We start from the raw sequence: 16,880 nt of genomic DNA, 5'->3' as shown, positions 1-16,880 counted from the left end.
CCCGCGAGTTTGCCAACTGAGAAGGTGTTGCCATCGCTACTGTCTCCGCACCCGAATCGCGCCTCGGACCCATCCGTCAGACGTATGCAGGAAACGACTCGTTTCCGCACCTGACCCACGCCTACACGCAGGTTTCGCAGGTCGTTCGCGAGACGGGCCTGCTCGGGCGTCGCCAGGGCTTCTACGCCATGGTCGGCGGTGTGCTCGCCCTGCTCTTCGCCGGCGCGATCACCGGTTTCGTCCTGCTGGGGGACAGCTGGTTCCAACTGCTGATCGCCGCCGCTTTCGGCATTCTGTTCACGCAGGTGGCGTTCCTCTCCCATGAGGCTGCGCACAAGCAGATCCTCGCCTCGGGTCCGGCCAACGATCGTCTGGCACGCATCCTCGCCGTCGGTGTCGTCGGCATCAGCCTCGGCTGGTGGAACTCGAAGCACACGCGTCACCATGCGAACCCGAACCGCGTGGGCAAGGACCCCGACATCGAAGTCGACACGGTCTCGTTCACCGAGGAGGACGCGGCGAAGGCATCGGGTGCGCTCGGCTTCATCACGCGCCGTCAGGGATGGCTCTTCTTCCCCCTCCTCACGCTCGAGGGCCTGAACCTGCACTACCTCGGCTTCAAGCACCTCCTGAGCCGCGGGCCCGTCAAGGATCGCTGGACCGAGCTGGCCCTGGTCACCGCGCGCTTCGTGATCGTGCTCACCCCGATCTTCGTCTTCCTCCCCCTCGGGATGGCGTTCGCCTTCATCGGCGTCATGCTGGCCGTGTTCGGCGTGTACATGGGAGCGTCCTTCGCCCCCAACCACAAGGGCATGCCGATCATCGACGCCGGCGCGAAGCTCGACTTCTTCACGAAGCAGGTGCGCACGTCACGCAACATCTCCGGCGGCTGGTGGGCGACCATCCTGATGGGCGGTCTGAACTACCAGATCGAGCACCACCTCTTCCCGAACATGCCCCGGCCCCACCTCGCGAAAGCGCGCGAGCTTGTCCGCGAACACTGCGAGAGCCTCGACGTGCCCTACACCGAGACGACACTCATCCAGTCGTACTGGATCGTCATCCAGTACCTGAACCGCGTCGGTCTCGCCGCGCGCGACCCGTTCGACTGCTACATCGTGGAGCGCTTCCGCAAGGCGTAGCACCCGCCTCACCGGTCGAAAGGGCCGCCCCGCTCATCGTGGGGCGGCCCTTTCGCGTTTGCGGAGCCGTGTCGCCCGTCGCGACTCCCGGACATGCGGAAAGGCCGCCCTGCAAAGCAGGACGGCCTTTCGTCGTTCGAAGCTGTGAGGCTCAGAGCGGGCGGATGTTCTCCGCCTGCAGGCCCTTGGGGCCCTGCGCGACGTCGAACTCGACCTGCTGGTTCTCCTCGAGGTTGCGGAAGCCGCCCGTCGAGACGATCGCGCTGTAGTGCGCGAACACGTCGGGGGTGCCGTCGGCCGGGGCGATGAAGCCGTAGCCCTTTTCGGAGTTGAACCACTTCACGGTTCCAGTTGCCATGATTTCTTCTTTCTTTCGGTGTTCGGCACGGCTTGTGCGGTGCCAATCGACCACGCCGTGCAAGGTGTGGACAGTGGAGGAGGCCTAAGGCCGGGGAAGGAAGCGCATCGGCCGTTCGAAACGGCCGGCGCAGGATGCGGCGATCAGATGCGCCACAGACGCCGTATGCGGCGTGGGAGAGATGGGGATTCAGTCTTCTTTCGCTCCGCGCCGAGGGCGTCAGGAGTGTCTTCTCAGGCGGTGTGAACCGTCGCGGGTGATCAACGGCCGATGTTCCGACACGTCAGCGACACGATGGCGAGCATCCTGCGAACTGTGATCACCACTGAGCCTACACGCTATGGATCTCCTGCACACGCGTCGGGCGCGATCCGTGTCACGTCGTCGCTCTCCGAGCAGCATGGGTGCCGGCCGGGGTCGGGTTCAACGGCGCCTTCTGCGTAGTGCGCCGCCGACGCGATCCAGCCCGACGATCGCGAAGGCGAGCACGACGACGATCGCGATCACGCGGAGCAGGCCGATGACGAGGTCGCCCGGCGCCATGGACGTGAAGTCGACGAACGGGTAGGGGAAGCGGTCGGCGATCGTGGGCGCGGCCGCAGCACGGACGAGGACGACGACGCCGTAGCCGATCGGGTAGAGCACCCACAGCGCGGTGTCGCGCCAGCGGACCTTGCGGTGCGGCCCGAACGCGACCCAGTCGACGAGGACGAGCACAGGCGTGACGTAGTGCAGAAGGAAGAGCGACTGATTGGTCAGTGCCTCGGCGGGGTCGGGCACGAAGAGGCCGGGGAGGGGATTCGCACCGCCGCTCAGCAGGAAATGCGCGACGAGTCCCGTCACGGTGATCCACAGGGTCACACCTCCGCGCAGACGTGGGGCCGGGGCATCCGACGTCCGGCGTCTGCCCATCCCGTAGAGAGCGCCGCTGAAATAGGCGAAGACGATGATGTTGCTCTGCGTCGTGAAGAAGATGACGCGGTGGTCGGCGGTGACCAGGCCGACGCCGCAGCTCACGAGGATGAGGATGCGCCACCAGAAGGCAGGGGTCCGCCAGAGCGAGAAGGATCGGGTCATGACGCGTTCTCCCCGCGGAGTGCCTCATGGATACGGTGGAGGTCTTCGAGCATGGAGCCGATGAGCACCCAATGCGAGGGGGAGGGGGCGCTGATCGTGAGCGGGGCCGTCAGCGCGGGGGCTTCGCGGAACGACGGAGGCGTCGCAGCATCCAGCCCCGCGGACAGGCGCACATCGTGTGCTGCCCGACGCAGCTGCTCGGCGATCGCACGCAGCGCCGGCTCGCCGGTGAGCCCGGGATCGCCGTGGTCGCGCATGGCCCGCGTCATGCCGATCACCTGGGTGACGATCGGCCCGAAGCGCTCGAGCTGCGTGCTCAGCTCGGAGAACTCGGCGCGATGGCCGCGGCCGCGGGGATTGAGTGCGAGAGAATCCTCGCCGGTGACGATCGCCGTCTCAGCGGCATCGCGCATCGGCCTCATCAGGCGCGCCTGACGCAGCAGCTCTTCGAGTTCGGCAGGGGTCTGCGGGCGCTCCAGCGCGTGGGCGAGTCGCTCGAGCGATGCCGCCAGCTCCTCGGCCAGGTCGTCGACGGCGGTGCGGGCGGGAGCCAGGGCCACGGGCGGCACGAGCGCGAGGTTGACGATGATGCCGATCGCGGCACCGATCATGGTCTCGAGGATGCGGTCGAGCGCGTAGTTGGGCGTGGCCGCCCCCAGCGCGAGCACGAGCATCGCGCTGATCGCCACCTGATTGGTCGTGGGCGCCGTCATGCGCAGCGCCCACGCGATCACCAGGGCGATCACGATCGCCACCAGGATGACCCATTCGGCACCGCCGAAGGCCATGCCGAGCAGCGACGCGATACTCACTCCCGCGATCACGCCGACACTGCGTTCGATCGCCTTGCTGAGCGACTGGTTGAGACTCGGCTGCACCACCAGCAGAGCGGCGATCGCAGCGAAGACCGGCAGCGGGCCGGGGATGAGCCACCCCGCGACGAGCCAGGCGGCGACGGCGGCGACGGCGGACTTCGTGATCTGCAGCAGCGGTACGCGGCGCGAAGACCTGATCGCTGCGGTCATATCCATGGGTCCACGGTACGGCGTGCCCGGGCCCTGGACTCCGACGGGCGTTCCGGCCCCCTCCGCCCGTGCGAGGGTGAGTCCGTGACCCCTCGTTCCCCCGCCGCCTCGGGCCGCCGTGCGATCGCCTCCGACGCCCCCTGCCCGTGCGGCAGCGGTGAACGCTTCGACGGATGCTGCGGGCCGCTGCTCGACGGTGCGCCGGCACCACGGCCCGAAGCCCTGATGCGGTCGCGATACACGGCGTTCGCCCTGGGCGACGCGCCCCACCTGCGCGAGTCATGGCACCCGGGCACGCGACCCGACACGATCGACTTGGACGCGGCGACCCGGTGGATCCGGCTCGAGATTCTCGACGTCGAGGGTGGAGGTCGCGACGACCGACGGGGCACCGTCGAATTCCGGGCGTGGTACCGGGATCCGGGTCGCCCTGAGACGTCACTGCACGAGCGCAGCCGATTCGTCCGGCAGAGCGGGCGCTGGTGGTATCTGGACGGTGCGGTGCGATGAGGGGGCGTGGCGCCGACGCGTCAGGGCTTGCCCGTGTCCGGTTCGCCGGCGTCGCCGGGGTCTTCGGCATCCTCGCGGGCGGCGTCCGCGTCGCCCGCATCGGTCGCCTCGTTCCGAGGACCGCTCGCGCGGGCGTCCGGCTCGCCGTCCGGTGCGGAGGAGTCCGTCGCCAGCAGGAGCGCGAGCGCCTCATCGAAAGCGGCGTCCTCCGTGGGCGCCGTCAGCGCGGGTTCGGCGGCCAGCGTGAGGGCGATCACGGTGGTGAGCAGATCGCGCGTGGTGGGAGACCGCAGAAGCGCGAGTTGGTCGATCTCCGAGAGCGGGGCGATCGCGGCGAGTTGCCAGCACGCTTCCACGGGGTCGTCCGAGAGCTCCACATCGGGATCCCACGCCACGGTGCCGAACTCGATCACCCGCGCCAGCACCCGGCGGACGGTGCGCTCGGCATCGACGCGAAGGTCGGTGAGCTCGTCGTCCCAGACGAGGTCGGGGATGTCGCGGACCTCGGCGACGGGGTGCGGGTCTTCTTCGAGCCAGCGGACGACCTCGACGCGCCGTCCGCCCTGGGCGACGAGCGCCACATCGTCGTCACGCGGGGTGACCTCCGTGATACGGGCCATCGTCCCGATGTCGAAGCGCCGGTCGCCGCCGCCGGCCGCCTCGTGACCGCGCTCGATCAGCACCACTCCGAACTCGGGATCGCCGCTGTTAAGGACCCGCGCGAGCATGACGAGGTAGCGGTCTTCGAACACGCGCAGCGCCACCGGCATGTGCGGGAACAGCACGCTGCCGAGGGGGAACATCGCTTCCTCGGTCATGCGTCCAGTCAAGCAGGCCCTGTACCCCGCCGGGGCGGAGATTTCATGTTGGCCGACGCGTACGGACTTCCCTCCGCGCCCTCGTGAGCGAGCACCATAGAATTCCCGGATGCCGAGCCTCGCCGCGTCACTCGCCGCCGCACCCATCGTCCTCGACGGGGGTCTGGGCACCCTTCTGGAGGCGCACGGGCACGATCTCACGTCCGACCTGTGGTCCGCGCGGCTTCTCGCCGATTCGCCCGGGGCCGTCCGTGCCGCTCATCGCGAGTTCTACGAGGCGGGCGCGCGGGTCGCGATCAGCGCGTCGTACCAGGTCAGCTACGAGAGACTCGCTGCGGCCGGGTTCGACACCTCGGGTGTCGATGCCCTCCTCGCTCGCAGCGTGCACGTCGCGCGCGAAGCGCGGGAGGAGGCCGGTCTCGCCGACCCGTCGGGCGTCGTGGCCTCGGATGAAGAGGTGGGCTGGGTCGCGGCATCCGTCGGCCCGTACGGCGCCATGCTCGCCGATGGAAGCGAATACACGGGGGACTACGGCATCGGCGTCGCTCAGCTGCGCGCATGGCATCGCCCACGACTGCGCGCTCTCGCGGAGTCGGGCGCCGACGTCCTCGCCGTCGAGACGCTGCCGTCGCTCGCGGAGGTCGAGGCGGTCGTCCGTGAACTCGACGGTATCGGTGTGCCCGCGTGGGTCAGCGTCACGGTCGCGGGTGGCGCACTGCGCACGGGGGAGTCGCTGGCGGATGCGGCGGCCATCGCCTCCTCGGCGCCCGAGGTGATCGCCTTCGGCGTCAATTGCTGCGACGCCGGCGAGGTCACCGGCGTTCTCGGCGAGGCTGCGCTCTCGGCTCTGCCGGGGGTCGCCTACCCGAACAGCGGCGAGCAGTGGCATGCCGGAGGACGGACCTGGTCGGGAGATCCCGTGACCGTTCACGACAGGGTCGCGGAGTGGGTCGACGCGGGTGCCCGACTGGTCGGCGGATGCTGCCGAGTGGGTCCCGCCGAGATCGGCCAGATCGCGGCGGCGGTGCGCCGGGGTGGCCGCGAGCGCCCGTCGTCCGCGGAATAGCCCACGCGAGGCATCCGTTTGTCCTCTCGTGAATGAGTCTGACCCGCGGCACGTCGACGTGGTGGTGATCGGCGCGGGTCAGGCAGGTCTCTCGGCGGGCTATCACCTGCAACGGCGGGGATTCGAGCCGTGGGACGCCACCTCCGACGCGCTGCGGCGCACGTTCGTGGTGCTCGATGCGAACCCGGCTGCCGGCGGAGCCTGGCAGCATCGGTGGCCGTCCCTGCGCATGGGAACCGTCAACGGCATCCACGAGCTGCCCGGCGCGACGGTTCCGCCGGCCGATCCACGGGCCGCGAGCCGGGACACGCTGCCACCGTATTTCGCCGACTACGAGCAACGGTTCGACCTGCGTGTGCAGCGCCCGGTGCAGGTGCGTGCCGTCCGCCGCGCGGACGCAGACCCCCGCGGACGTCTCCTCGTCGAGACCGATCACGGCACGTGGGCGGCGAGGTACGTCATCAATGCCACCGGTACGTGGACGAAGCCGTTCTGGCCGTCCTACCCCGGCCGGTCGCGGTTCCGGGGGCGTCAGCTGCACGTCGCCGACTACTCCTCCGCGGAGGAGTTCCGTGGGCAGCGCGTGATCGTGGTCGGTGCGGGTGTCTCCGGCGTGCAGCTCCTCGATGAGATCTCCCACGTCGCGGACACCGTGTGGATGACGCGGCGCCCGCCGCAGTGGATCGACGACGACTTCGATGTGCCCGCGCGGGTCGCGGCGATCGCCGGCGTGGAGGATCGCGTGCGGCGGGGGTTGCCCCCGGGCAGCGTCATCTCCGTGACCGGCATGCACTGGACGCCGTGGGCCCGCGCTGCGCAGGCTCGCGGCGTGCTGGTGCGGCACCCCATGTTCTCCTCCATCGAGGAGAACGGCGTGCGGATGCCCGACGGCTCGTTCCTGGCGGCGGACGCCATCCTGTGGGCGACGGGCTTCCGTGCCGCCCTGGATCACCTCGCACCCCTCCACCTGCGCACACCCGGGGGAGGCATCCGCGCCGACGCCTCGCGGGCGACGGACGAGCCCCGCTTGTTCCTCGTCGGCTACGGGCCGTCCGCATCCACCGTGGGCGCGAATCGCGCGGGGAGGGCGGCCGTCGCCCAGATCATCGCCGACCTCGACGAGCGCCGGGGGACGGACGGGACCATCCACGAAGCGCACCCGGCCCCTGCCCCTCGGATCGACGTAGCCTGACATCATGCGTCGCCCCGATCCGCTTCCCGTTCACCCCGGCCAGGAATCGGTGTGGTCCTACCCTCGGCCACCACGGGTCGAGCGCATGTCCGAGCTCGTGACGATCGATCTCGGCGGAGTGCGCATCCTCGAGACGGACGACGTGGTGCGGGTGCTCGAGACCAGCCATCCGCCCGTGTACTACGTGCCGATCTCGGCGTTCGCGGACGACGCGTTGGTCGCGGCATCCGGGTCGTCCTTCTGCGAATTCAAAGGTGCCGCGCGCTATCTCGACGTGCGGGGCGGGGATGCCTCGGCCGAGCGGGCGGCCTGGAACTATCCGTCGCCTTCCCCCGGCTATGAATCGCTCCACGGTCGGGTCGCGGTGTACGCGGGAGCCATGGACCGGTGCACCGTCGACGGCGAGACCGTCGTGCCGCAGCCCGGCGGCTTCTACGGCGGCTGGATCACCTCACGCATCGTCGGACCCTTCAAGGGTGTGCCGGGGTCGATGGGCTGGTGACGACGGCATCGCGCGGTCCGGCGGGGGGACGGTAGCGTCGAAGCCATGACAAGCCCCCTCGAGAAAGCCCAGTCCCTGTCGGCCCTTCACGCCGCCCCCGAGATCCTCCGTGTCGTGAACGTCTGGGATGTCATCTCGGCCAAGGCCGTCGCCGACCTTCCCCAGACGAAGGCGCTCGCCACCGCCGGCCACTCGATCGCCGCGTCGTACGGCTACCCGGACGGCACCATTCCCCTGGACGTCTCACTCGGGATGATCTCCCGCATCGTCGAGGCGACCGAGCTCCCGGTGTCGTCCGACCTCGACGACGGGTACGAGGATCCGGCCGAGACCGTACGCCGCGCGATCGGCGTCGGCATCGTGGGAGCCAACATCGAGGACCGCCTCCGCCCGCTGGCGGAATCCGCCGCGCGGGTGGCGGCCGTCATCAAGGCCGGCGAGTCCGAGGGCATCCCCTTCGTCCTCAACGCCCGCACCGACGCGTTCGTCCGTGGCGGGGATCGCCCCGTCGCCGAATCGATCGCCGACGCGATCGAGCGCGGCCGAGCCTTCCTCGACGCGGGTGCCAGCCTCGTCTTCGTCCCGGGCGTCCTCGACGCGGATGTCACCCGGCAGCTGGTCGAGGGCATCGGCGAGCGCAAGATCAGCGTGATCGGTCTTCCCGGCGCGCTCACCGCGGCCGAATACGAGGCGCTCGGAGTCGCGCGCATCTCGTACGGGCCGATGACGCAGCGCGTGGCTCTGACGGCCCTGCAGGACCTTGCGACGGACCTCTACGCCGACGGCGTCATCCCCGCGTCCACCCGCGCTCTGAACTGACGGCATGCCTCGCGCCGACGACGAAGGGTTCCGCGCCGAATCCGCGGTTCTCCTCCGTCGGCGGCGGGAGGCGCTGCTGGCCGAGCTCGGGACGACCGAAGCGCAGCTCGTCGAGATCAGAACCGCGAAGGGGGACACCTCCACCGACGACGAGCATGATCCGGAAGGCCCCACGCTGGCGGTCGAATGGTCGCGGGCGGAAGGCCTTCGGGCTGCCTCCGAGAGGGAGCTCGCGGAACTGCAGGATGCGGCGGCGCGCGTGGCCGCGGGCACCTACGGGGTCTGCGTCGACTGCGGTCTCGAGATCCCGATCGAGCGTCTGCGGGTGCGACCGTCGGCGGCGCGCTGCGTACCGTGCGCCGAGGCGGCCGCGGCCCGCTGACGACGTCGGGCGCCAGGCCCTGCAGCCGAAAGCGCGATCAGTCGTCCGTGCGCGCCAGCGAGAAGACCGCGATCGTCCTGGTCGTCCTCTTCTCGTATTCCGCGAAGCCCGGCGACGCGGCCACGAAGCGCGCCCACGCGGCGTCGCGGTCGGCGCCGGTGAGCTCCCGGGCGGTGGCGGGGTGTTCCCCGTCTCCCGTCTCGACGGTGACCTGCGGGTGTGCGCGGAGGTTGTGCGCCCAGGCGGGTTCGTCGGGCGCGCCGGCCTTGGACGCGGCGATGAGCCAGCCGCCGTCTGCGGGGATCCCCATCAGCGGGCTGACACGCACCGTGCCCGATTTCGCGCCGGTGTGGTGGAGGAGGATGAGGCGGTCGCCGAAGCCTGCGGTGGTGACGCGACCGTGATGTGCGCGGAACTCGGCGATGATCTGCTCGTTGAAGTCGCTCATGCGCCCACCCTACGAGCAGCGCGGAGGATGCCGCGCGGGGCCCGAGGACACCCGGGGATCCGCCGGCCTTCTCGTGGCCGGGTCCGTCGCCGCGCAATAGGCTCGTGACATGCTTGCAACCCTCATCCATGCCCCCCGCGACATCCGTGTCGAAGAAGTACCCGACCCGGTGCTGTCCACCGGCGGCGATGCCATCGTGCGGGTGGTGGCCGCGTGCGTGTGCGGTTCGGACCTCTGGCCCTACCGCGGGGTGGTCCCGACCGATCATCCCCACCGGATCGGGCACGAGTTCGTGGGAGTCGTCGAAGCGGTCGGTCCCGACGTGCGCGCGGTCGCGCCCGGCGACTTCGTCATCGCGCCCTTCTACGTCTGCGACGGAACGTGCGCCAACTGCCGCAACGGCGTGAGCACGTCTTGCCTCGCCGGCGGCTGGTGGGGCAGCGACGACCAGGTCGGAGGCTTCGCCGACGGCGGCCAGGGTGAACGCGTACGCGTGCCTCTCGCCGACGGCACACTGGCCGTCGTGCCCGGACCGGTGGCCGACGAGGAGATCCCCGGACTGCTGACCCTGAGCGACGTCATGGGCACGGGTCACCACGCGGCGGTCTCGGCGGGCGTCGGCCCCGGCGACGCCGTGGCCGTCGTGGGAGACGGCGCCGTGGGCCTGTGCGCGATCATCGCCGCCAAGAGGCTCGGTGCCACGACGATCATCGCGATGTCACGGCATCCCCAGCGTCAAGAGCTCGCCCGTCGCTTCGGGGCGACGCACATCGTCGAGGAGCGCGGCACGGACGGCATCGAACGCGTGCGCGAGCTGACGGGCGGAATCGGCGCCGATCGGGTGCTCGAGTGCGTCGGCACCAAGGAGTCGATGGACCAGGCGCTGAGGTCCACCCGCCCCGGGGGCATGGTCGGCTACGTCGGCGTGCCCAACGGCGGTCCGGAGCTGCCGGTGCGCCAGATGTTCGGCAGCAATGTGGGCGTGAACGGCGGGGTCGCACCGGTACGCGGCTACATCGAGGAGCTGCTCCCGGACGTACGATCCGGAGCCATCACGCCAGGGCTCGTGTTCGACCTCGATCTGCCGCTCAGCGAGGCCGCCGAAGCGTATGCGGCGATGGACGAGCGCCGCGCGACGAAGGTGCTCCTCCGCCCGTAGCGCCGGCCCACCGCCGATCCTGCCCGCCTACGCTGGATCAGGCACACCCCTACGAAGGAGTCATCATGTCACGCATCATGCTCGTCGGCGGTCACGGCAAGGTCGCTCTGCTGCTCGCCCCTCTCCTCTCCGCTCGAGGAGACCAGGTCTCCGCCGTGATCCGGAATCCCGACCACAGCGAAGACGTCTTGGCGGCCGGCGCGGAGCCGGTGGTGGCCGATGTCGAGAAGCTGGACGAGCCGGGGCTGACCGACCTCGTCGCGGGTCAGGACGCGATCGTGTGGACGGCCGGCGCGGGCGGCGGCAGCGCCGAGCGCACGTGGGCGGTCGACCGCGATGCCGCGATCCGCTCGATGGACGCCGCTTCGGCCGCCGGAGTCGACCGGTACGTGATGGTGTCGTACTTCGGCGCAGGTCCCGACCACGGTGTGCCCGAAGACGACTCCTTCTTCGCCTACGCCGAGGCGAAGAGCGCTGCGGACGCGCATCTGAGCGCGACCGACCTCGCGTGGACGATCCTCCAGCCCAGTGCGCTGACCCTCGACCCGCCCACCGGCCGTATCGACGTCGAGGCCGCCGAGTCCGAGAGCGTCGGTCGTGCGGACGTCGCCGCGGTGGTCGCCGCGGTTCTGGTAGACGAGTCCACGGTGGGGCGCAGCATCCGGTTCAACTCCGGCGACGTGCCGATCGTCGAGGCCGTCGCGGGGGCATAGCGCCGTCGTCGTCGACGACTCACTCGATCCTGGTGAACCGCGGGCCGAGATGACCCTCGTGCTCGACGGTCTCGACCCACATCTTCGCCGGACGGATCCACAGCGAGGCCGGGTCGTAGCGGGGGCGGTACACGACATGCACCTCTTCGGTCTCGCTGTGACGGGCGGTGCCGATCACGTCGTAAAGTTCGCCCTTGAAATGTCGATACGTCCCCGCGTCGATGGTGTCCATGCCGCGACCCTAGGCCCGGCGCGCGACGACCGTTCTCTGCTACCCTTGAATGTCATTCGCGTGACTCGCTCGTCATGCGCTCGCGACATCGCACAACCAATCCAACTGCTTCGATCCGAGGCATCCGTTCGCCTGCGGGCTGCGGACGCCGGCAGCATCGTGCCGAAGCCCGACACCCCACCCCTACAAGGACAACCCACTACATGACTATCGCAACCGCCCCGGCCACCAAGCAGGTCGCCATCAATGACATCGGATCTGCTGAGGACTTCCTGGCCGCGGTCGAAAAGACACTGAAGTTCTTCAACGACGGAGACCTCATCGAAGGCACCGTCGTGAAGATCGACCGCGACGAGGTCCTCCTCGACGTCGGCTACAAGACCGAGGGCGTCATCCCCTCGCGTGAACTTTCGATCAAGCACGACGTCGACCCCAACGAGGTCGTCAAGGTCGGCGACGCCGTCGAGGCCCTCGTCCTCCAGAAGGAGGACAAGGAAGGCCGTCTGATCCTGTCCAAGAAGCGCGCGCAGTACGAGCGTGCCTGGGGCGACGTCGAGAAGATCAAGGAGAACGACGGTGTGGTCACCGGTTCGGTCATCGAGGTCGTCAAGGGCGGTCTGATCGTCGACATCGGCCTCCGCGGCTTCCTGCCCGCGTCGCTCATCGAGCTGCGCCGGGTCCGCGACCTCACGCCGTACCTCGGCCAGGAGATCGAGGCGAAGATCCTCGAGCTCGACAAGAACCGCAACAACGTCGTGCTCTCGCGTCGCGCCCTCCTCGAGCAGACCCAGTCCGAGTCGCGCACCACGTTCCTCAACAACCTGCACAAGGGCCAGGTCCGCAAGGGCACGGTCTCGTCGATCGTCAACTTCGGTGCGTTCGTCGACCTGGGCGGCGTGGACGGCCTCGTGCACGTCTCCGAGCTCTCGTGGAAGCACATCGAGCACGCGTCGGAGGTCGTCGAGGTGGGCCAGGAGGTCACCGTCGAGATCCTCGAGGTCGACCTCGACCGCGAGCGCGTCTCGCTGTCGCTCAAGGCGACGCAGGAGGACCCGTGGCAGGTCTTCGCCCGCACGCACGCCATCGGGCAGGTCGCGCCGGGCAAGGTCACCAAGCTCGTTCCGTTCGGCGCGTTCGTGCGCGTCGCGGACGGCATCGAGGGCCTCGTCCACATCTCCGAGCTCTCCGGCAAGCATGTCGAGCTCGCAGAGCAGGTCGTTTCCGTCGGTGAAGAGGTCTTCGTGAAGATCATCGACATCGACCTCGAGCGTCGTCGCATCTCGCTGTCGCTCAAGCAGGCCAACGAGCTGGTCGACCCCAACGGCACCGAGTTTGACCCGGCGCTGTACGGCATGGTCACCGAGTACGACGACAACGGCGAGTACAAGTACCCCGAGGGCTTCGACGTCGAGACCAATGCCTGGAAGGAAGGCTCGGACGAGGCCCGCGAGAAGTGGGAGCAGGAGTACGCCGCTGCCCAGGGTCGCTGGGAGGCTCACAAGGCCGCTGTCGCTAAGGCCGCCGAGGCCGAGGCGAACGCCCCGACCGAGACCTCGAGTGCATCGTCGTCGTTCTCGACCGACAGCAACGGCGGCGGTACGCTCGCCGACGACGAGGCTCTCGCGGCGCTCCGCGAGAAGCTCTCGGGTCGCTGATCCACAGGTAGACACGCGATGATCGACTGACGTCGAGAATCATCGAGAAGGCCGGAACCCTCGGGTTCCGGCCTTCTTGCATATCCGGACCGCGGATGCCGCGTCCTCAGGAACCTCCGAGGGATCGACCGTAGCGTGAAGCGATCCGCACACTCCACGGAGGACATCATGGGTTTCTGGGACCGACTGGTCGGCAACGACGACACCGCGCGGCAGGCTCCGCCCGGCCAGGGCGCACCCGGAGGGCCACCGCGCTCCGACGACGACATCGCGATCGAGCGTTATCGCTATCTCTTGCGCACCGCACCGCCGGAAACCATCGAGCAGGTGCATGCGGAGGCGTTCGCGCGGCTGACCGACGACCAGCGGCGGCAGGTGCTGGCCGACCTCTCGGCAGGCCTGCCACCCACGGAGCGGCCGCGCTCCGACGACCCGGCCGCCCTCGCCCGCGCGGCAACCCGGGCCGAGACGATGAACCCGGGGTTCATGGAGCGTTCGTTCGGGGGGTCGGGCGCGGCGCGCTCCGGGCCCGGTTTCGGCTCGATGGTGGGGTCGTCCATCCTGGGCACGGTCGCGGGTTATGTGATCGGCTCCGCGCTCGTGAGCACGTTCTTCGCTCCCTCCTTCGCCGAGGGTGGCGGAGCCGACGGGTCGGAGAGCACGTCGGATGCCGGGACCGCGTCCGACGGCGGCGCCGCGCCCGACAGCGGCGCTTCGGACGGAGGCTGGGCGGACGGCGGTGCGACCGACGCCGGATTCGGCGACTTCGGTGGTGACTTCGGCTTCTGACCTGCCCGCAGCGGCTGCGGGCGCCCGGCCCCGCGTGTGCCTGATGGCTGACGGTGGAGCGACGCGATAACGTCGGTTCATGGCATTCCCCGGTGTCGCCGGCATGCGCGCCGGTGACCAGCCCGAGCGCGCGGTCGAAGCGGTGCTGGACCGCACCCGCGAGCGGACGGCGAGCCTGAATCAGCTCCTCTTCGGAGCGGCTGTCGTGGTGATGTCGATCCTCGTCGCCACCACACCCTTTCCCGGGGATGCCGCCCTTTTCTACGCAGCGGTCGTGCTGGTCTTCCTCATCACCGGCGCGACGATCGTCATCCCCTGGAACCGGTTGCCGCTGCCGCTGCTCGCGGCGGTGCCGGTGCTGGACATTGTGGCGATCACCATGATGGAGCTGGCCAGTCCCGACACCGGACTCGGGCTGCTGTGGATCTTTCCCGCGATCTGGCTTCCGGCCAGCTTCGGCGTCGTGGGCCTGGTCGGCGGGCTCGTGCTCATCGTCGGCATCTACATCTCGACGATCGCCCTCACGCAGGATCATGAGCCCGACTTCTCGACCTACCTGCTCGTCCCCGTCATCGTGGCCGTCAGCGGCTCCAGCTTCCTCACCGCGCGTCGGGCCGCCGCGCAGCGGATGCTCCTCGACAAGCAGGCGAGGCTGCTCGGACACGCCCTCGAGCGCACACGGCGGCAGGAGCAGATCGTGACCGAGGTTCTCGACGCGGTCGACTTCGGCGTCATCCGCATCGAGACGGACGGCTCCATCTCGATGGCCAACGAAGCGCACGACCGACTGCAGCAGACACTTCCGCAGGCGAGCGAGGGCGGCAGCCCCGCGTTCCGGCAGGACGGCGTCACCCCCGTCCCGGCGGGTGGACTTCCTCTCGAACGCGCCCTGCGCGGTGAGGCCTTCGACGGGCAGATCGTGTGGTTCGGCGAGCCCGGTGCCGATTCGCGTGCGATGAGCGTTTCGGCACGGCGTCTGAAGGATGAGAACGGCGGCGAAGCCGGGGCCGTCCTGATCTCCCGCGACCTCACCGGCGAATTGAACGCGCTGCGGGCCAGGGACGAGCTCGTCGCGTCGGTCTCCCACGAGCTGCGCACGCCCCTGACGGCCATCCTCGGCTACATCGATCTCGTCATCGACGACGACCGCATACCCGAGAGCGCTCGGGCCAAGCTGGAGATCGCCGAACGCAACGCCGAAAGGCTCCTGGGCATCGTCGCCGACATCCTCGCGGCATCCAGCGCCTCGCAGTCGTCCGTCGAACTCACGATCACGCCCGATGACATCGACATCGCCGATGTGCTGCGAGCCGCCGCCGAGTCGCTCCAGCTGCGCGCGGACGAGCGGAACGTGTCGTTCGACCTCACCGGGCTCGAGCCCGCGCACGCGTACGCGGATGCCCAGCGCCTGCGACAGGTCATCGACAACCTCATCAGCAACGGCATCAAGTACAACCGTGACGGGGGTGTCGTGACGATCGGATGCACGGTAGACGGCGACTCCACATGGATCCTCGTCCGCGACACCGGCATCGGGATGACCGAGGAAGAGGCCGCCGGACTGTTCGAGCGCTTCTATCGCGCGGAATCCATCCGCAGCTCCGGCGTGCGGGGGACAGGTCTCGGGCTGGCGATCAGCCGCGACATCGTGCGCGCGCACGGCGGCGACATCACCGTGCGCAGCTATCCGCAGATCGGGTCGACCTTCGTGGTGCGTCTGCCCTCCACCCGCGCCGCAGCGGCCCCGGCGCCGCGGGTCCCTCCGCGGGACGAAGAGGACGCCGCGTCGACGGACGAAGGGGTCCTCTGATGCTCGACCCCCAGTCCGTATCGGTCATGACCGCCCTCGTCGTCCTGGTGAGCGGCGCCGCCTTCGTCGTCGAGACACTCATCCGTCGCGATGAAGGCGCGGGTCGCATCTGGGCGCTGGCCTTCCTCGCGGGCATGCTGACCACCGTCTGCTACCTCGCGTGGGCCTATGTGCCCTCCGCCTGGTGGATGGTCGGGATCGGCAACGCGGCGTTCGTGGCGACCACCGGCTGCATGTGGCTCGGATGCCGACGGTACAACGGTCACGCCATGATCACTTCTGCGGCCGCGGTGTCGGTCTGCGCCGTGGTCGCCGCCGGCGTCGCGGTGCTGGAGGGTTCCGACGGAGGCGCCTGGGCCGGAGCGCTCTGGATGTTCGCCGTTCTCGCGGTCTTCGCCGCACTGGGGGCGGTCGAGACCCTTCGCGGCGACCTGGGGCGGACGCGCACGGCGAGGGCGCTCACCGTCGTCTTCGTCATCCAGTCGGTCTTCTACGTCGCGCGCTCGGCGGTGTTCCTGACATCCGGCCCCGACAGCGATGTCTTCCAGCGGTGGTTCTCGACGGTCAGCACGAGTTTCGTGACGATCACGCTGACGATCGTGGCGCTCGTGGTGACGTCGGTGCTGCGCGCGGGGCGCGCGCAGCTGAGGAACTCCACGCTGTCGGAGGGGAAGGGTGCTCGCGGCGACGGCATCCTGTCTCTGCCTCTGTTCACGCGCATCGTCGGCGACGTGCTCTCCCGCTCGCAGCGTCGGCACGAGCTGGGCGCCGTCGTCTCCGTGCGCCTGGAGGACCTGGAGCAGATCTCGTCGGCATTCGGCAGCGAGACCGTGCGGGCGCTGCTGGCGCAGTGGCGCGAAGCTGTCCGGCTCCTGGCGCCGTCGGACGCGATCATCGGCGAGGACGGATCGGGCGGTCTGCTCCTGGGCATGCTGGAGGAGTCCGGCAGCGATGCCAAACGCCACGCGACCCTGATCTATGCGGGCCTCTTCGAGCGGCTGGGAACGGTGACGGGCGGGATCATCCCCATCGTCGGCGTCGGTCTGGCGCTCACGAGCACATCCGGCTACGACGTCGAGGATCTCAGCCGCGTCGCCCGGATCGCCGCTCGTCGCGCAGCCGACCAGGCCGACGCATCGGTCGTCGTCGGCGGTGTGGAGGACTGGACGAGGCGGTGAGGCCC

19 protein-coding genes are annotated in these 16,880 nt (G+C 69.5%); 13 read left to right on the top strand and 6 right to left on the bottom strand.

The window, feature by feature from the left end:
• Positions 1-32: 32 nt before the first annotated feature.
• The gene (locus ACFM35_RS06980; protein ID WP_378840677.1) at positions 33-1,142 is read left to right on the top strand and encodes a fatty acid desaturase family protein; all 1,110 of its coding nucleotides are present in this window, start codon (positions 33-35) and stop codon (positions 1,140-1,142) included.
• Between the two features lie 151 nt (positions 1,143-1,293).
• Here the strand turns inward: ACFM35_RS06980 and ACFM35_RS06975 are convergent, their stop codons facing one another.
• From ACFM35_RS06975 to ACFM35_RS06965, 3 genes are all read right to left on the bottom strand, one after another.
• Positions 1,294-1,500 (bottom strand): cold-shock protein, encoded by a 207-nt coding sequence (locus tag ACFM35_RS06975; protein WP_378840122.1) that lies wholly within the window; start codon positions 1,498-1,500, stop codon positions 1,294-1,296.
• A 423-nt stretch (positions 1,501-1,923) separates the two neighbouring features.
• Positions 1,924-2,577 carry a Pr6Pr family membrane protein gene (locus ACFM35_RS06970; RefSeq protein ID WP_378840120.1) on the bottom strand — a complete coding sequence of 218 codons (654 nt, stop codon included), beginning with the start codon at positions 2,575-2,577 and terminating at the stop codon, positions 1,924-1,926.
• On the bottom strand, positions 2,574-3,608 hold the full coding sequence (locus tag ACFM35_RS06965) for an FUSC family protein (protein ID WP_378840117.1): 1,035 nt from the start codon (positions 3,606-3,608) through the stop codon (positions 2,574-2,576). The genes ACFM35_RS06970 and ACFM35_RS06965 overlap by 4 nt, the downstream gene beginning before the upstream one ends.
• Positions 3,609-3,686: 78 nt before the next feature.
• Between ACFM35_RS06965 and ACFM35_RS06960 the strand changes: the two genes are divergently transcribed.
• Positions 3,687-4,112, top strand: a complete 426-nt coding sequence (locus ACFM35_RS06960) for a YchJ family protein (RefSeq protein WP_378840114.1) — start codon at positions 3,687-3,689, stop codon at positions 4,110-4,112.
• A 20-nt stretch (positions 4,113-4,132) separates the two neighbouring features.
• On the opposite strand, the gene ACFM35_RS06955 is transcribed toward ACFM35_RS06960, so the two are convergent.
• On the bottom strand, positions 4,133-4,930 hold the full coding sequence (locus ACFM35_RS06955; protein WP_378840111.1) for an LON peptidase substrate-binding domain-containing protein: 798 nt from the start codon (positions 4,928-4,930) through the stop codon (positions 4,133-4,135).
• 109 nt (positions 4,931-5,039) lie between these two features.
• Between ACFM35_RS06955 and mmuM the strand changes: the two genes are divergently transcribed.
• Genes mmuM through ACFM35_RS06930 form a run of 5 tightly spaced genes read left to right on the top strand, consistent with a single transcriptional unit; the run spans position 5,040 to position 8,891 of the window.
• The gene (mmuM, locus tag ACFM35_RS06950) at positions 5,040-5,996 is read left to right on the top strand and encodes a homocysteine S-methyltransferase (RefSeq protein WP_378840108.1); all 957 of its coding nucleotides are present in this window, start codon (positions 5,040-5,042) and stop codon (positions 5,994-5,996) included.
• Between the two features lie 28 nt (positions 5,997-6,024).
• Positions 6,025-7,188: an NAD(P)-binding domain-containing protein gene (locus ACFM35_RS06945; protein ID WP_378840105.1), complete on the top strand. Its 1,164-nt coding sequence runs from the start codon at positions 6,025-6,027 to the stop codon at positions 7,186-7,188.
• Positions 7,189-7,192: 4 nt separating this feature from the next.
• Positions 7,193-7,690: a DUF427 domain-containing protein gene (locus ACFM35_RS06940; RefSeq protein WP_378840103.1), complete on the top strand. Its 498-nt coding sequence runs from the start codon at positions 7,193-7,195 to the stop codon at positions 7,688-7,690.
• 45 nt (positions 7,691-7,735) lie between these two features.
• Positions 7,736-8,509 (top strand): isocitrate lyase/PEP mutase family protein, encoded by a 774-nt coding sequence (locus ACFM35_RS06935; RefSeq protein ID WP_378840101.1) that lies wholly within the window; start codon positions 7,736-7,738, stop codon positions 8,507-8,509.
• Between the two features lie 4 nt (positions 8,510-8,513).
• Positions 8,514-8,891: a TraR/DksA family transcriptional regulator gene (locus tag ACFM35_RS06930; RefSeq protein WP_378840098.1), complete on the top strand. Its 378-nt coding sequence runs from the start codon at positions 8,514-8,516 to the stop codon at positions 8,889-8,891.
• Positions 8,892-8,928: 37 nt separating this feature from the next.
• Here the strand turns inward: ACFM35_RS06930 and ACFM35_RS06925 are convergent, their stop codons facing one another.
• Positions 8,929-9,339 (bottom strand): nitroreductase family deazaflavin-dependent oxidoreductase, encoded by a 411-nt coding sequence (locus ACFM35_RS06925; RefSeq protein WP_378840095.1) that lies wholly within the window; start codon positions 9,337-9,339, stop codon positions 8,929-8,931.
• Between the two features lie 109 nt (positions 9,340-9,448).
• Between ACFM35_RS06925 and ACFM35_RS06920 the strand changes: the two genes are divergently transcribed.
• Together ACFM35_RS06920 and ACFM35_RS06915 are read left to right on the top strand one after the other, a co-directional pair.
• Positions 9,449-10,498 (top strand): zinc-dependent alcohol dehydrogenase family protein, encoded by a 1,050-nt coding sequence (locus tag ACFM35_RS06920; protein WP_378840093.1) that lies wholly within the window; start codon positions 9,449-9,451, stop codon positions 10,496-10,498.
• A 65-nt stretch (positions 10,499-10,563) separates the two neighbouring features.
• The gene (locus tag ACFM35_RS06915; protein ID WP_378840090.1) at positions 10,564-11,211 is read left to right on the top strand and encodes an NAD(P)H-binding protein; all 648 of its coding nucleotides are present in this window, start codon (positions 10,564-10,566) and stop codon (positions 11,209-11,211) included.
• A gap of 19 nt (positions 11,212-11,230) precedes the next feature.
• Here the strand turns inward: ACFM35_RS06915 and ACFM35_RS06910 are convergent, their stop codons facing one another.
• The gene (locus ACFM35_RS06910) at positions 11,231-11,443 is read right to left on the bottom strand and encodes a DUF1653 domain-containing protein (protein ID WP_378840087.1); all 213 of its coding nucleotides are present in this window, start codon (positions 11,441-11,443) and stop codon (positions 11,231-11,233) included.
• Positions 11,444-11,646: 203 nt separating this feature from the next.
• Here ACFM35_RS06910 and rpsA point away from each other — a divergent pair, with 203 nt between their 5' ends.
• From rpsA to ACFM35_RS06890, 4 genes are all read left to right on the top strand, one after another.
• Entirely contained in the window at positions 11,647-13,098 is a 1,452-nt protein-coding gene (gene rpsA / locus ACFM35_RS06905; protein WP_378840084.1) for a 30S ribosomal protein S1, read from the top strand.
• Positions 13,099-13,266: 168 nt separating this feature from the next.
• Entirely contained in the window at positions 13,267-13,887 is a 621-nt protein-coding gene (locus tag ACFM35_RS06900) for a hypothetical protein (protein WP_378840081.1), read from the top strand.
• Positions 13,888-13,966: 79 nt separating this feature from the next.
• Positions 13,967-15,697 (top strand): sensor histidine kinase, encoded by a 1,731-nt coding sequence (locus ACFM35_RS06895; RefSeq protein WP_378840078.1) that lies wholly within the window; start codon positions 13,967-13,969, stop codon positions 15,695-15,697.
• Entirely contained in the window at positions 15,697-16,875 is a 1,179-nt protein-coding gene (locus ACFM35_RS06890; RefSeq protein ID WP_378840076.1) for a hypothetical protein, read from the top strand. The genes ACFM35_RS06895 and ACFM35_RS06890 overlap by 1 nt, the downstream gene beginning before the upstream one ends.
• The last annotated feature ends 5 nt before the right edge of the window (positions 16,876-16,880 follow it).

The sequence above is a fragment of the Microbacterium songi genome (genome assembly GCF_042747925.1).
Lineage (GTDB): Bacteria > Actinomycetota > Actinomycetes > Actinomycetales > Microbacteriaceae > Microbacterium.
Note: the sequence above shows the minus strand (reverse complement) of the source record. Positions and strands in the feature narration are given on the sequence as shown.